This is a genomic window from Cupriavidus neocaledonicus, assembly GCF_000372525.1.
GTDB lineage: Bacteria > Pseudomonadota > Gammaproteobacteria > Burkholderiales > Burkholderiaceae > Cupriavidus > Cupriavidus neocaledonicus.
Genome location: NZ_AQUR01000071.1, coordinates 23,792 through 37,298, shown reverse-complemented (window position 1 = coordinate 37,298; position 13,507 = coordinate 23,792). Strand labels below are relative to the sequence as shown.

The following is a 13,507-nucleotide window of genomic DNA, read 5'->3' as shown; positions in this document are numbered from 1 at the left end:
GGAAAGCTGGTATGGCCGCATGGAATCCCCCCTTGGTTTTTTGTCTCAGAATACTAGTCAGCGGCGGCGGGGCAGGCAATATGAACTTAATTTAAGACTGAGATGCCGCGGCGTTACTGGCGCGCGCAGATGCGCAGTGCCGTGGTGGCCGGACCGGCGTTCGTTGCCACCTGCAATGCCTACGGCAACCGCAGATCCCACAACACCTCCAGTACGTGTTGCGTGGAACGCTCAACGTGCCCCGCACGATAGGCAATACCGAGCCGTCGCCACAACGCCGGACGCAGCGCACGCATGACAATGCGACTGTCGGGCAAGGGCGTGGTGGCCTCATGAGGCAGCAGCGCGGCGCCGTAACCTGCCGCTACCAGGCTCTTGATCGCGTCGTTGTAGTTCAGCTCGATGCGCGCCGCGGGGTGATGCCCTGCGCTCGCGAACCACTCCGCGGTCAGGCGCGACAGGCGCGTGGTCGTGTCATTGAGAATAAGCGGTCGCGTAGCGAGCCATTCAGGGGTAACGCGGGCCGGACAGCGCCAATGCGCCGGCACGAAGGCCATCACGGGGTCGCGGCGCCAGGGCTTTATCACCAGTCCGGCCACCGGGGGCTGAGGCAGCGCGACCACCCCGACATCCAGCCTTCCATCCCCCAGCCGGGCCAGGGTTTCTGCCGAGGTATGCACGGCAATCTGGATGTCGATGGCGGGATGGCGCTCGCGCAGGGTCTGGAGCGCTTGCGGCAGCAGGTGCGCGATCACGCCCGTCGACGCGCCCAGACGCGCACGCCCTTCCAGCCCGTCTACCTGCCGTTGGATATCGTCCAGCGCCTGCTCCGCGTCGGCCAGCAGCCGGCGCGCGCGTTCCACCAGCACCGCGCCGATCGGCGTCGGCCCCACCTGGCCGCGCTTGCGCAACAGCAGTGGAGCCCCGATGCGGCCTTCGAGTTCGGCGATGTGGAGGCTGACCGTCGGCGGCGCCAGGTGCAAGGCGCGCGCTGCCTCGGCAAAGGAGCCCAGGTCGGTAACGGCGACCAGGGTGCGCAGTCGGTCCAGGCTGATCTCTCGCATGACGAAATCCTGATTCAGGAAAACTGAATATCGGCGTTATGAAATTCAACTTTCTCTATTCTAGTCCTGGGCGCAACATAGGGTTTCGATTTACCCGTTCAACCCCACAGTCAGCGGAGACTTAAACACATGAGCGCTCCCGTAGTTTTCATCGACGGCGACCAGGGCACCACCGGGCTGCAAATCCATGACCGGCTGCGCGACCGGACCGACATCCGGCTGTTCACGCTTGCCGCTGCGGAGCGCAAGGATGCGCGGCGGCGCGCGGAAGCCATCAACGCCTGCGACATCGCCATCCTCTGCTTGCCCGACGCCGCCGCGCGCGAGGCAGTGAGTGCGATTGTCAATCCCGCCGTCCGGGTGATCGACGCCAGTTCCGCCCACCGCACCCGGCCGGGCTGGACTTACGGTTTTCCGGAAATGGCGCCGGAGCAGGCCGGGCAGATTGCGAACGCATCCCGGGTCAGCAATCCCGGTTGCTATCCGACCGGTGCCGTCGGCCTGCTGCGTCCGCTGGCGCAGGCCGGACTGATACCGGCCGATTACGCGATCAGCATCCATGCGGTATCCGGCTACTCCGGACGCGGGCGTGCCGGCGTGGAGGAATACGAGGGGCCGGGCGCCGCCAATGCGCCTGCATACCAGGTCTATGGCCTGGAACTAGCGCACAAGCACGCGCCCGAGATCCAGCAGCACGCCTGCCTTGCGCAGCGTCCCATCTTCGTCCCCGCGTACGGAGCGTTCCGCCAGGGCATCGTGCTGACGGTGCCGCTGGCGTTGCGGCAGCTGGCCCCCGGCGTGGACGGCGCCACGGTGCATGCCTGCCTCGCACGCCACTATGCCGGGGCCAGGCACGTACGGGTCTTGCCGCTGCACGAATCGGCCGCGCTGACACATCTGGATCCGCAAGCGCTGAACGGGACCAACGACATGCACCTGGGCGTATTTCACCACGTTGAAAACGGGCAGGTGCTGCTGTCCGCGGTGTTCGATAACCTTGGCAAGGGCGCATCCGGAGCTGCGGTGCAGAACCTGGACCTGATGCTCGCGCGGCAATAGTGGCCGGTGTGGTCGAGTCGGCGTTCGGTGCACGGGTGCCGGATGCGTAGGCAATCATGATCTTTGGAAGGTACCTGGGCCGCGGCGGGCCGTGACGACCGCGCAGCGGTCCGGTGGCGCCCGGAAAAAGGTCAACAGCGGGGCATTGCGCCGGAAATGCTTGCATGCCCATGTTGGCCTGCTAGCGTAGAGATACCGTACAACGCTCTGCGTGCACGGCGGCAATCCTGCCGCTGCCATAGCGCCGAAAGCACTCCATGAGGTGATGCACCATGCCGGTTTCAATGGCTGTCCACGCTCACGCCGATGACCTGCCCATTGTGGCGGTGGGCGCGTCTGCCGGCGGTATTGGTGCCTTGCGGAAACTGGTCGGATCGCTGCGGGGAGACGTTCCGTATGCCATGGTCGTGCTGCAGCACTTGCCCCCGAATCACCCGAGCCGCCTGGCCGACCTGCTGCGCGTATGGACACACCTGCCCGTACTGGAGGCGCGCGAGGGATTGCAACCCGAGCCCGGCCACATTTATGTACCGTCGCCCGACAGTATCCTCATGCTCGAGGCCGGGGTGTTCTGCACGCGACCGGCCGCTGGCGGCGCAAGGCGCCCCGGCATCGATACGATCGATGCGTTCTTTGAAAGCGTCGCGGCCCGGCACAGCCCGCGCGCCGTCGCGGTGGTGCTGTCGGGAACGGGCATGGACGGGACCGCCGGCGCAGTGAGCATCCGCCAGGCTGGCGGTGTGGTCATCGTTCAAGATCCGCTGACGGCGCAGCATGACAGCATGCCGACATCCGTGATCCAGCGGGGTATCCACGATCACGTGCTGCCGGTGAGTGCGATCGGGCGACAACTGCTGGCCTGCTTTGAAGAGGGCTATACGAGACCGGCAGCGTCCCAGAACTGGGAGTCCACCGTTTCCGCCACGCTGGATCGCATCTTGTCGCTGATTCGCCGCGAGGCTGGCTTCGATCTGAGCGGGTACAGGCCATCCCCGTTGCTATGGCGGATCCAGCAGCGCATGGACGTGCGGCGCGTCCGTTCGTTTGAAGACTACGCGTGGCTGGTCGAGGATGAACCGGTCGAGCTCGAATCATTGGTACGTGGTCTGCCCATTCACGTCACTGAATTCTTTCGTGACGCCGACGCATGGACCGCTTTCAGACACGAGGTTCTCGAGCCATTGATAGATGAAAACAATGGCACGCCGCTGCGCTTCTGGACCCCCGCTTGTGCGACTGGCGAAGAGGCATACTCCTTGGCGATCCTGCTGGACGAAATTGCCCATGAGAGCGGTCATGATGTCAATTACCAGATTTTTGCGACGGACGCCGCGCCCGAGGCAGTAGTACGAGCGAGCCGGGGTTGCTACCGGGCTGAAACCTGCTCCACCATGGATCCGTCGCGGTTGTCACGTTACTTTTATACCGTCGACGGCCGCTGTCGCATCAAACGCTTCCTGCGCGAACGCATGGTATTCGCGGTACAGGACGTCATATCGGATCCTCCCATTGCGGCGGTAGATGTGGTGACCTGCCGCAATCTGCTGATTTATCTGGAACCCGACACCATCAGGAAGGTTCTGCGCACGCTCAACAGCGCCTTGCGTATGGGCGGCTACCTGTTCCTGGGAGCCAGTGAAACCCATGCCGCGGACAAGCTCGGCTTCGCCGTCGTCTCCAGAAGGTGGAATATCCACCGGAAAGTCGAGAGCCTGGGGGCGCTCAAACAGAACCCCGCGCCGAGCAGGGGCACCGTCCTGGCTTCATTGGTTCGGACGGCGGCAGAGCGCAACCATGTTCCCGCGGTGCTTATCGACGAGGAATGCAATCTGCTCCGTCTGTATGGAGATACGGCGGGCATTCTTCATCTTCCTGCCGGAGAGCCCAGCCTCAATCTTCTTCGGCTGGTCGACCGCAGCTGGATCGGCCAGCTCAGGGCAGCGGTAAGTCAGGCGCTCGGCTCCGCGCAGGCGTGTGCTTTTGACGGTGGCGTAACGCGCGACGGCAATCTTTCACACGTCACCGTGAGCGTGACGCCGCTGGAACCCGCCTCCGATGGAACCCTTAACCGGGCACTGGTGTCGTTCAGCACCCGCGATAACGGGGGCGAGCACCCGGTTCCGGCCAATCTCGGTGACGCAGGCCTCCACGAAGGCCAACGCCCATGGACAGAGTGGGAGGAGGACCTGCGCATCTCGCGCGAAGAGCTGGATGCCTCACGCGAGGAACTGCAGGCGCTTAACGAAGAACTCAAGGCTGCGAACGCCGACTTGAATGCGAGCAACCAGGAGCTTAATGAAGCGAACGTAGATCTCAAGGAGAAGATCGCCGAAATCAAGATGCAAAGCGATGTATTGTCTTCCGGCGCGGTCATGACCGTGTTCCTGGACCGGGACCAGAAGATACGCTGGTTCACGCCTGCGATCTCACAGGTCATCCCCATTCAGCCCAAGGATGTCGGACGATGCGTCTCCGATCTGGCCCCGTCCTTTCACGATCCGCTCTTTGCATCGGATATACACGCCGTTCTGGCTACCGGCGCTCAAAGCGATGCAGTCGTCAGCCGCAGCGGGGATCGCTGGCTACTGCGGCGCATCTACCCGCATCGCTCGTCCGAAGGCGTGATGCTTGGCGTCGCCATCACGTTTGCCGATGTGACAGACCGGACCCGGGCCGAGCATGGCCTTGAGCGCAGCAAGATCTGGCTTTCCGCCCAGAAAGAAGCGTTCCAGTCGGCCATGAACGGCGACTCGCTGGAAACCTCCCTCGGCTTCCTGCTTCAGAGCTTGCTGGACCAGGCCGAGGACGACCGGCGCTGCGCGTTCTACATTGCCCAAGGGAAAACATTGCACCATGTAGTGGGCATGCCCGAGGAATATGCGAAATGCGTGAACGGATTCGAGATCTCGCCGGAATCGATAGCATGCGGTCTTGCGGTAGCGACCGGGATGCCGGTCATCACCCCGGATGTGCTGCAGGAACCCAGGTGGCAGCCGTGGACCTGGCTGGCGCTCCGCTTCAACTATCGCGGTTGCTGGTCGTTTCCGGTGGAGACGTCCGCGGGCCATCTGGTCGGGTCATTGGCGATGTACTTTGAGCGGCCGCGCGAACCCACGGCGCTGGACCTCGAGCTGGCAACCGCCTTCACCCACACAGCGGGCATCATCATGTCGCAGCATTACCGGGCCGAACCCGGCGCCTCGTGATGGCATGCGGCACGCCGGCCACCACCCCGGTAGTCTGCCGGGTGCCGCGACTCCTGCGGACATTCGAGCCGGCGTCAGCGGATGAGGCGGTTATCACCACTTTTTCCCCGGGACGCCCGCATGACCTGGTCAGGTCGTTGCAACGATTTGCGTTTTGACGCCGACGGTTCCCCTGGGGGCCGTGCCGATGCCAGCGCCGCAACTTGATGCCGATGCTAGTAGCGGCTGGCGACGGCCGCGTTGATTCGCGCTGCCTCGGCGCGTGCGTCGGGCACGCCGATCACCAGGCGGGCCCATTCATTTCGGGCCAGCTCGATCACGATGGTCTGCAGCTTGCGCGAGGTGTAGACGAACTGCCTGTCGCCGCCTTTGATAAAGGTGCCGGCGGCGATCAGGCCCGGGAAGTAGGTGCCCGGCAGGCGCAGGCCTAGCGCCTTGCCATCGAAGCCATTGTCTTCGGTAGCGCCGCGAACCTGCGCAAGCGGCACGCGAAAGCCGCGGCGCAGCGACCAGATCGATTCCCACGGGCTCAGGTGGACAACGAGTTCGCGGTCGGTCAGTTCGAGTCGAGGCATCGCTACTCCTTGTGGGAATCGTGCGTGGGCAGATGATCGAGCAGACGCGCGCCGAGCAGTTCGGCAGCGTCGTCCCCATAAGCCTGCAAGGCGGCGCGGCAACGGGCAGCGACCGGCAGATCCGTTGGCGCGAGTTCGCGCAGGGCGGTGATAAGGAGGTCGAGCGCGGCCGGGTCCCGGTACCATGCGCCGACAAGGACTCGGTCCAGCACCTGTTCGAACAGACCGCGCTTGGAACCGAATGCCTTGTACAGACTGCCGCGATGCAAGGCCGTTGCCTCTACCAGGTCGTCGACCGAGCAGGCGTTGTAGCCAATGCGAGCGAAAACCTCCGCCGCGCGGGCAATGACAACGTCTTCGTCGAACGTCCTTGGCCTTGCCATGCGACTCTCATTCGCCAGTTATGGAACGATTGTTCAATAACGCCAGTGTGCAGGTTTTTGAACGACCAGTCAACAATGCTGCGAGCGAATGCTATCGTCTCGGGCGAAGCGTGTATGTTGAAGGTCCGGGCATGGCCGTGCTATGCCACCGACTTCTCCGCGGCTGTGGCATGCTTTCGTTTCGAATAAGAAAAGCAAGGTGGGGTCAACATGTACAAGAGCTTGCTCCTTGTCGGAGCTGCCGCGGCGGCTTTCCTCTACTACAAAACGCACGCGCCGCTGAAGAATCCGGTAGCTGACGCCGAGCCACCGCCCATCGCGGTTTCCGTTGTGACAACAACGCCGGAATCAGTATTCCGCTGCGAGGGCAAGCAACACTGCAGCCAGATGGCTTCCTGCGCGGAAGCCCGCTTTTACCTGAAGCACTGTCCGGCTGTGAAGATGGATGGCGATGGCGACGGTATTCCGTGTGAGACGCCGCCTCTGCAGTGTGCGTTTTGACGCGCTGGCAAGGGCCGTCGAGCGGGGTAGAAGGCGGCGAGCGCCCCTACACCATCTCGCCAGCAGGCTTTCAGCGGCGCATGCCGCTCAACGCCCTTCTTCGATGTTGAGGATTTTCCCCAGGCCCAGAAAATAGTTCGCAAAGGCAAGCACGCTGGCGGTCACTGCAATATAGACGACTGACAGTGCGGCCAGCGTCGGATCCGCGAACTCCCGGACATAGTTGTACATGGAAACGGGCAGGGTCTGCGTGTCTTGCGTGGTGACGAAAAGCGATGCGGTGAATTCACTGAACGACATGATCGCCGCAAACAGCCAGCCGCCAAACAGCCCCGGCGCGAGCAGCGGAATCGTAATCGTGAAAAGCACCTTCAGCGGCGGCGCACCGAGGCTTGCTGCCGCCTGTTCCAGCCTTGCGTCCAGGTTCTCCATGGAAACATAGACGCTCTTCAGCACGAACGGCAGCACCAGCATCACGTGACACAGGATGACGACGTCATATGAGCGGTGTATTGAGGCCTGTGACACCAGGATCAGCAGGCCCAGCCCCAGCGTGAAGTGCGGCACCACGAGCGGAGAATGCAGGATGGCCAGCAGCGTCTGCTTGCCGCGGAATTCCAGCCGTTTGACGGCAATCGACAGGCAGGTCCCGATCACCAGCGCAATGAACGAGGACCATCCGGTGATGACGAGGCTGGCGCGGAATCCATCCTGGAAATCCGGATAACTGAAGACGCGTGCAAACCATGTCAGCGAATAGGATTCAGGCGGGAATGTGATGATCGCCTTTTCATTGAAGGCGGCGATCGTCACCACCACGACCGGCAGCAGCACGAATGCAAGCAGGATGGCGACGAGCAGCGGGCCCGCGACGCGCAGCGGCAAGGGCAGAGCGCTTTTGATTCTCATTTTAGTGTCCTCCCACGGCTTTCAGCCGCTTGGTGAACAGCCCCAGGGAAAAGAGCGCTGCGGCCGTCAGCAGCAGGCCCATCACACTCAGGCTGGCCGCCAGCGGGAAATTCATGGAAGCAAAGCCAAGCTGGTACACCAGCGTCGAGACCGTCGGCACACGGCCTCCGCCAATCATCTGCGGCGTCGCAAAGGCGCTGAAGGTCCAGGCGAACGCAGTTGTGATGCCAGCCAGAATACCCGGCATCGAAAGCGGAAGCGTGACCGTGAGGAAGGTCCTGACCGGGCCGGCACCCAGGCTCTGGGCGGCTTTTTCGTAGTCGCGGTCAATATGCGAGATTGCCGTGGCCAGCATCAGGACCACGACGGGAATCGTCACGTGCACCAGCGCGACCAGCACGCCCAGGTGTGTGAACATGAGTTCCAGTGGCCAGTCGATCAGGCCGAGCTTTCGCAGCGTGCCATTGATGAAGCCATTGCTGCCCAGGACGGCGATCCACGAGTAGGTCCTGACGATTTCCCCCAGAAACAGGGGCGTAATGGACACCACGAGGATGAAGGACTTGAGCGCCCGGCTCCTTACGCGCACCAGGGCATAGGCCAGCGGGTACGCAACGAGCAGCGAAAACACGGTCGTCTCGACGCTCAGCCACAAGGTGTTGGAGAACGCGTCGAGATAAATCGACTTGGTCAAGTCGCTGAAGTTGGCGAACGTGAATCCGCCGACATCGAGCGAGCCGGGCACATACGCCCGGAAGCTGAACTGCAGGACCGCAATCAACGATACTGCAATGCACAGCGCGACAAGTACTGCCGGGGAGACCAGCCAGGCTCGTGAATCGGGGCGCATTCTTAAACCTTATTCCAGATGCTCAATCGGCGAGGGAGGATCGGCGCGATGCATGGCCGCGGCGACCCTCCCTCCATACGCTTACGGTCCGGTTCAGTTCATGACGTTTTCAGTGAACCACTTGCGCCATTCCGCGGTCTTCTCGGCGCGCAGCTTGTGGTCCACGAGGATGGCCTTGTCCCACTGCTCCTTGGTCGTGAACACGCCGGGCAGCCTGGCGTCTTCAGGCGAAACCTTGGCGTCGTCGACGACGGGGCTGGCCTTCTTCAAGGCCACGATCTTCGACTGGACCTCCGGTGACAAGGCGATGTTCATGAACTTGTAAGCCAGATCGGCCTTGGTGGAGCCCTTCGTGATGGCCATGGTATCGATGCCGAGCACGGCGCCTTCCCTGGGCGTGGCCAACTTGACCGGCACGCCCTGGCTGATCATGTGATAGGCGTTGATCGACAGGATGACCTGCACGGGCGTTTCGCCGGTGGCGATCAACTGCTGCGCATTGGCGTCATTGGTATAGAACGCCTTGAAGTTGGGCTTGAGCGCCTTGAGCTTGTCCTGCCCCTTTTCCCAGCTTTGCGCGTCGCCACCCGACAGCATGGCGGAAACCGCGACCACGTGGCTCGGATCGAAATCAGGCACGCCGATCTTGCCTTTCAGCGCCGGGCTCCACAGGTCGTTCCAGCTGTCGAACTTGACGCTGGGCGGCACCAGGTCGGCGCGATAACCGATGGTATAGACATAGGCCCAGCTGCCGATGTGATACGGACTGATCCTGGCGCGCTCGACCAGATGCTTGTAATTCGGAATCTTGCTCGTATCCAGCTTTTCAAAGAGATTGCCGTTGGCGTAGAGCCAGCCGACGTGGGAAGTCGTGAAGGTAACGTCGCTCTCGGGCTTGGAGGCAAGCTTCGCCTTGTTCAGGCGGTCGATGGTACCGCCCGTGATGTACTTGACCGGCACGCCGGTTTGCCGCGTGAACTCCTTGCCGATGCTTTCATCGATGAGGTCGCGGAAACTGCCGCCCCAGGTGCTCACCACCAGGGCTTCCTGGGCCCATGCCGCGGTACTGCCAAGCGTGGCGGAGAGCGCGCAAAGTGCCAAAAGCTTGCGAATCGTCATTTACTAAAAACCCCCTATCGAAAAGATAAACATCTGATAGAACTGGAAATACGCTGGAACGTGCCCCGGGAAATGCAATCACAAGCAGCGCCAGGTTGCTGAGGCAACGACGTTGATGCAATGACGTCGAATTACGGAGCCTATGATGTGAAAGTCGTACCAGGCGGCCAAGTCGGCTTTTTCGTAGGGGTGCCTCACATTTCCCGATGGGGGTGTGGATGGTTCCGCCGTCTGGAGCAGGTTAGCGGCCGTGTGAGGTTCGGTGGTATTCGGAAATTCCTAAACGGCCGGCAGGAAAATACAAATGGCGCCGCCAGCGGCTGCACCTGACCATGCAGTCGGGTGCATCGCCCCCATCTTCCGCCACCTGCCGAATCGATCCGAATCGACCATGAAGCATACCCGCATCCGTACCTTCAACACCAAAGTCACCTACCCGGAACAGAACCTGGACAACGACCTTTGCCAGGCCGTTGTCGCGCGCGGCCGTACCGTTTTTCTGCGAGGGCAGATCGGCCAGAACCTCGACACCTCGGAGAGCGTGTGCATCGGGGACGTCGCCGGGCAGGCGGAGCAGGCCATGGCCAATATCGCGATGCTGCTCGGGGAAGCCGGGGGCGAGCTGGAGGACATCTGCAAGATCACGATCTACATCATCGACCCGCGCTACCGCGAGGCGGTGTATCGCGTCGTGGGCCGCTGGCTGAAGGGTGTCTTCCCGGTTTCGACCGGCATCGTCGTATCGGCTCTGGCCCGCCCCGAGTGGCTGGTAGAGATCGACGCCACCGCTGTCATCCCCGACTGAGCTGCCATGACCTTTTCCATCATTGCACGGTGCCCCGCCACCGGCCAGTTCGGCGCCGCCGTGGCGTCCTCGTCACCGGCGGTTGCCTCGCGCTGTATCCGCGGCCGCAAAGGGGTCGGCGCAGCTGCGAGCCAGAACATTACCGACCCGGACCTGGGGCCCCTCGCCCTGGACCTGATGGCCAGCGGCCTGACGCCGGAACGCGCCCTCGCGGAACTCCAGCAGCGCCCCCATATCGAGTATCGCCAGCTCATGGCCATCGACGCGCACAACCCGCCAGCGGTTTTCACGGGCGCCAGGGCGCTGGGCACCCTGGCCAGCGTGGTCGGCACCCATGCCGCATGCGCGGGCAATATGCTGGCGACGCGTGACGTGCCCCAGGCCATGCTGTCGGCTTTCGAGCAGACCGAAGGCGCGCTCGCGCAACGGCTGATGCAGGCCATGCTCGCCGGCCAGGCCGCCGGCGGCGAGGAGGGCCCGGTGCATTCGGCAGGCCTGTTGGTGTACGACGCACAAAACTGGCCTGTCGTGGATCTGCGCCTGGACTGGATAGAAAGCGATCCGGTCGGGGCTCTCCATGCCGCCTGGCAGGTCTATGCGCCGCAGCTGAAGGACTATGTCAAGCGGGCGCTCGATCCCCGTGCGGCGCCCAGCTTTGGCGTTCCCGGAAACCTGTGACCAGTCCGACGCATCGAATGAAGCGTGGCAGCGCCGGTCAGGCGGCCGGCACTCGAAAGGGCAAACCTTCTCCAGTACACTGGACCGTTCCCCTTTTCCTGATCTCGACATGCTCAATCGCATTTCCCTGCGCCAGATGGAGTATTTCGTCGCAACGGCGAAGCATGGCAGCATCGCCGCTGCGTCGACGCAAATCCACATCTCCTCGCCCTCGATCTCCGCAGCGATTGCCCATATCGAGGCCGAACTGGGCGTGCAGTTGTTCGTGCGCCATCCTTCCAAGGGCATTGGCCTGACCACCATCGGCAAGCTGGTCCTGCAACACTGCGAAGACATGCTCGGACGGTCGTCCCAACTCTATGAAATCGCCTCCGATTCGGGCGACGTCATCCAGGGCACCTTGCGGGTGGGAAGCTTCCAGTCGCTCACGGCCATGATTGCGCCCGAGGTCATCTTCGGCTTTGCGCGCGCGTTCAAGAAAATCGAGCTGCAGATGGTCGAAGGCGACCAGGAGGTCTTGATGAACAAGCTCCATGCACTCGAGATTGACCTGGCAATCACCTACGACCTGCACCTTGACGATGACATCCAGTTCGAGAGCCTGGCGACGATGCCGCCCTATGTGCTGGTGAGCGAGGTCCATCCGCTGGCGCAGCAGAAAGTCGTCTCCTTCGAGGAGCTGGCGCCCGAACCCTACGTCCTGCTCGATATGCCGATGAGCCGTGACTATTTCACCTCCCTGTTTGAAAAGGCCGGTGTGACGCCGAACATCGCGGCGCGTTCCCAGTCCACGGAAGTGGTCCGGTCCATGGTCGCCAACGGCATTGGCTACGCACTCTTCAATGTGCGCCCCAAATCCGATCAGTCGCTCGATGGAAAGCGCCTGGTGCGGGTCCGCCTTGCCGGTACCCATCGGCCCATGTTGCTCGGGCTGGCGACTTACAAGCCGATGAAACAGTCAAGACTGACGAGAATTTTCATGGAACGCTGCCGCGCTTATATCTCCGACCAATACATCCCCGGGATGAGCGCGCCAAGCTTCTTCGATCCCCATATCGCAGCGCCGCTGAAATCGGCGTCCTGAAACGCCCGCGGCATCGGTCATGCCGTGTTTCGGCAATGCCCCATCAAGAAGGGCCAGAGATGGAAAATCAAGCCTCCTCCGCAAGCGTCTCTCTCCTGGAAACGCTCGTTTCTTTCGCATCGGTTTCCCTGACGCCAAACATCGCGCTGATCCACAAGGTCCGGGACATCCTGGCGGAAGCCGGCATCGAATCGATGCTCGCGCCCGACCCGCAGGATCCCAGCCGCTCCAATCTGTTTGCGACGGTCGGTCCGGTGGGCGTTCCGGGCGTCCTGCTCTCCGGCCATACCGATGTGGTGCCGGTGGAAGGCCAGCCCTGGACGTCACCCCCTTTTGAGGCAACGCACCGGGATGGCCGCGTCTACGGACGCGGCACAGCCGACATGAAAGGCTTCGTGGCCTGCGCCGTCACCGCCATGGTGGCAGCCGCCCGGCAGCCGCTCCAGCGTCCCTTGCAGCTGGCGCTGTCCTTCGATGAGGAAATCGGTTGCGTTGGCGTGCGCCACCTGCTGCGCCGCCTGGAGAACAGCCTTCCTGCACCCTACCTGTGCATTGTCGGCGAGCCGACCCTGATGCGGATCGGCACCGGTCACAAGGGCAAGGCTGCCTACCGGGCGGTCTGCTGTGGCCAGGCCGGCCACTCAGGCCTGGCGCCCAGGTTCTTCAACGCCATCCACATGGCCAGCGACCTCGTCGCATCCCTGCGGGACGTGCAGCGTGAACTGGCGCAAAGCGGTCCGCGCGAGGCGGGCTACGGCGTGCCCTACAGCACTGTCCACGCCGGCGTCATCCACGGCGGGCGCGCCTTGAACATCGTGCCCAGCGAATGTGAAGTCAGTTTCGAAATTCGCAACGTCTCGGAAGACAAGCCGGAGGAGATCCTGAAGCGCGTCCTGGAACGCCTGGCCGAGCGCGTCAGGAATGAGGCGCTGGATCCTGCGGCGCCGTTACCAGACATCCAGATGACGAACAGCTATCCCAGCCTGAACACGCGCGAGGATTCGCCTGCTGTCGGCCTGCTCGCCTCGCTGCTCCCCGCGGGCACCCCATGCGCCAGGGTGGACTATGGCAGCGAGGGGGGATTGTTCCGGCAGAGCTGGAACGAAACGCCAGTGCTGATCTGCGGGCCCGGGAGCATTGAAGTCGCGCACAAGGCCGACGAGTATGTGGAGCTGGCGCAGATCGAAGCCTGCGACCGCATGCTGGGCGGCCTCGTCGAATTTCTCTGTCGATAAGTCCCGGCGTCCTGCCGGCCTCGGCCCGGACGCCACAGG

General features: G+C 62.8%; 13 protein-coding genes. 7 read left to right on the top strand and 6 right to left on the bottom strand.

The annotated features are described in order from the left end of the window. Positions 1 to 179: 179 nt before the first annotated feature. Complete coding sequence (locus A3AG_RS0103785) at positions 180 to 1,064, bottom strand: LysR family transcriptional regulator (RefSeq protein ID WP_018004133.1); 885 nt, start codon at positions 1,062 to 1,064, stop codon at positions 180 to 182. 129 nt (positions 1,065 to 1,193) lie between these two features. On the opposite strand from A3AG_RS0103785, the gene argC reads away from it, so the two are divergent. After that, positions 1,194 to 2,123 (top strand): N-acetyl-gamma-glutamyl-phosphate reductase, encoded by a 930-nt coding sequence (gene argC, locus A3AG_RS0103780; protein ID WP_018004132.1) that lies wholly within the window; start codon positions 1,194 to 1,196, stop codon positions 2,121 to 2,123. Positions 2,124 to 2,395: 272 nt separating this feature from the next. Then, positions 2,396 to 5,329: a chemotaxis protein CheB gene (locus tag A3AG_RS0103775; protein WP_204321161.1), complete on the top strand. Its 2,934-nt coding sequence runs from the start codon at positions 2,396 to 2,398 to the stop codon at positions 5,327 to 5,329. Between the two features lie 215 nt (positions 5,330 to 5,544). On the opposite strand, the gene A3AG_RS0103770 is transcribed toward A3AG_RS0103775, so the two are convergent. Both A3AG_RS0103770 and A3AG_RS0103765 read right to left on the bottom strand, forming a co-directional pair. Beyond that, positions 5,545 to 5,904 (bottom strand): hypothetical protein, encoded by a 360-nt coding sequence (locus A3AG_RS0103770; protein WP_018004130.1) that lies wholly within the window; start codon positions 5,902 to 5,904, stop codon positions 5,545 to 5,547. Between the two features lie 2 nt (positions 5,905 to 5,906). Continuing rightward, entirely contained in the window at positions 5,907 to 6,287 is a 381-nt protein-coding gene (locus A3AG_RS0103765; protein ID WP_018004129.1) for a helix-turn-helix domain-containing protein, read from the bottom strand. A gap of 210 nt (positions 6,288 to 6,497) precedes the next feature. Here A3AG_RS0103765 and A3AG_RS33130 point away from each other — a divergent pair, with 210 nt between their 5' ends. Continuing rightward, positions 6,498 to 6,788, top strand: a complete 291-nt coding sequence (locus A3AG_RS33130) for an excalibur calcium-binding domain-containing protein (protein ID WP_081610676.1) — start codon at positions 6,498 to 6,500, stop codon at positions 6,786 to 6,788. An 87-nt stretch (positions 6,789 to 6,875) separates the two neighbouring features. On the opposite strand, the gene A3AG_RS0103760 is transcribed toward A3AG_RS33130, so the two are convergent. The 3 genes from A3AG_RS0103760 to A3AG_RS0103750 form a co-directional block, all read right to left on the bottom strand. Further along, positions 6,876 to 7,697 carry an ABC transporter permease gene (locus A3AG_RS0103760; protein ID WP_026163915.1) on the bottom strand — a complete coding sequence of 274 codons (822 nt, stop codon included), beginning with the start codon at positions 7,695 to 7,697 and terminating at the stop codon, positions 6,876 to 6,878. Position 7,698: 1 nt separating this feature from the next. Continuing rightward, complete coding sequence (locus A3AG_RS0103755) at positions 7,699 to 8,547, bottom strand: ABC transporter permease (RefSeq protein WP_026163914.1); 849 nt, start codon at positions 8,545 to 8,547, stop codon at positions 7,699 to 7,701. A 93-nt stretch (positions 8,548 to 8,640) separates the two neighbouring features. Continuing rightward, complete coding sequence (locus A3AG_RS0103750) at positions 8,641 to 9,666, bottom strand: ABC transporter substrate-binding protein (RefSeq protein ID WP_026163913.1); 1,026 nt, start codon at positions 9,664 to 9,666, stop codon at positions 8,641 to 8,643. 391 nt (positions 9,667 to 10,057) lie between these two features. Here A3AG_RS0103750 and A3AG_RS0103745 point away from each other — a divergent pair, with 391 nt between their 5' ends. From A3AG_RS0103745 to argE, 4 genes are all read left to right on the top strand, one after another. Continuing rightward, positions 10,058 to 10,471 carry a RidA family protein gene (locus A3AG_RS0103745; protein WP_018004125.1) on the top strand — a complete coding sequence of 138 codons (414 nt, stop codon included), beginning with the start codon at positions 10,058 to 10,060 and terminating at the stop codon, positions 10,469 to 10,471. A gap of 6 nt (positions 10,472 to 10,477) precedes the next feature. Next, positions 10,478 to 11,149, top strand: coding sequence for a DUF1028 domain-containing protein (locus tag A3AG_RS0103740; RefSeq protein WP_018004124.1), 672 nt, complete (start codon positions 10,478 to 10,480; stop codon positions 11,147 to 11,149). 109 nt (positions 11,150 to 11,258) lie between these two features. Next, on the top strand, positions 11,259 to 12,233 hold the full coding sequence (locus tag A3AG_RS0103735) for a LysR family transcriptional regulator (protein ID WP_018004123.1): 975 nt from the start codon (positions 11,259 to 11,261) through the stop codon (positions 12,231 to 12,233). 59 nt (positions 12,234 to 12,292) lie between these two features. After that, positions 12,293 to 13,468, top strand: coding sequence for an acetylornithine deacetylase (gene argE / locus A3AG_RS0103730; protein WP_018004122.1), 1,176 nt, complete (start codon positions 12,293 to 12,295; stop codon positions 13,466 to 13,468). Positions 13,469 to 13,507: the final 39 nt, after the last annotated feature.

Coding starts and splice junctions, on each gene's coding strand:
- A3AG_RS0103785 (WP_018004133.1), bottom strand. CDS start 1,064: ATGCGAGAGATCAGCCTGGACCGACTGCGCACCCTGGTCGCCGTTACC.
- argC (WP_018004132.1), top strand. CDS start 1,194: ATGAGCGCTCCCGTAGTTTTCATCGACGGCGACCAGGGCACCACCGGG.
- A3AG_RS0103775 (WP_204321161.1), top strand. CDS start 2,396: ATGCCGGTTTCAATGGCTGTCCACGCTCACGCCGATGACCTGCCCATT.
- A3AG_RS0103770 (WP_018004130.1), bottom strand. CDS start 5,904: ATGCCTCGACTCGAACTGACCGACCGCGAACTCGTTGTCCACCTGAGC.
- A3AG_RS0103765 (WP_018004129.1), bottom strand. CDS start 6,287: ATGGCAAGGCCAAGGACGTTCGACGAAGACGTTGTCATTGCCCGCGCG.
- A3AG_RS33130 (WP_081610676.1), top strand. CDS start 6,498: ATGTACAAGAGCTTGCTCCTTGTCGGAGCTGCCGCGGCGGCTTTCCTC.
- A3AG_RS0103760 (WP_026163915.1), bottom strand. CDS start 7,697: ATGAGAATCAAAAGCGCTCTGCCCTTGCCGCTGCGCGTCGCGGGCCCG.
- A3AG_RS0103755 (WP_026163914.1), bottom strand. CDS start 8,547: ATGCGCCCCGATTCACGAGCCTGGCTGGTCTCCCCGGCAGTACTTGTC.
- A3AG_RS0103750 (WP_026163913.1), bottom strand. CDS start 9,666: ATGACGATTCGCAAGCTTTTGGCACTTTGCGCGCTCTCCGCCACGCTT.
- A3AG_RS0103745 (WP_018004125.1), top strand. CDS start 10,058: ATGAAGCATACCCGCATCCGTACCTTCAACACCAAAGTCACCTACCCG.
- A3AG_RS0103740 (WP_018004124.1), top strand. CDS start 10,478: ATGACCTTTTCCATCATTGCACGGTGCCCCGCCACCGGCCAGTTCGGC.
- A3AG_RS0103735 (WP_018004123.1), top strand. CDS start 11,259: ATGCTCAATCGCATTTCCCTGCGCCAGATGGAGTATTTCGTCGCAACG.
- argE (WP_018004122.1), top strand. CDS start 12,293: ATGGAAAATCAAGCCTCCTCCGCAAGCGTCTCTCTCCTGGAAACGCTC.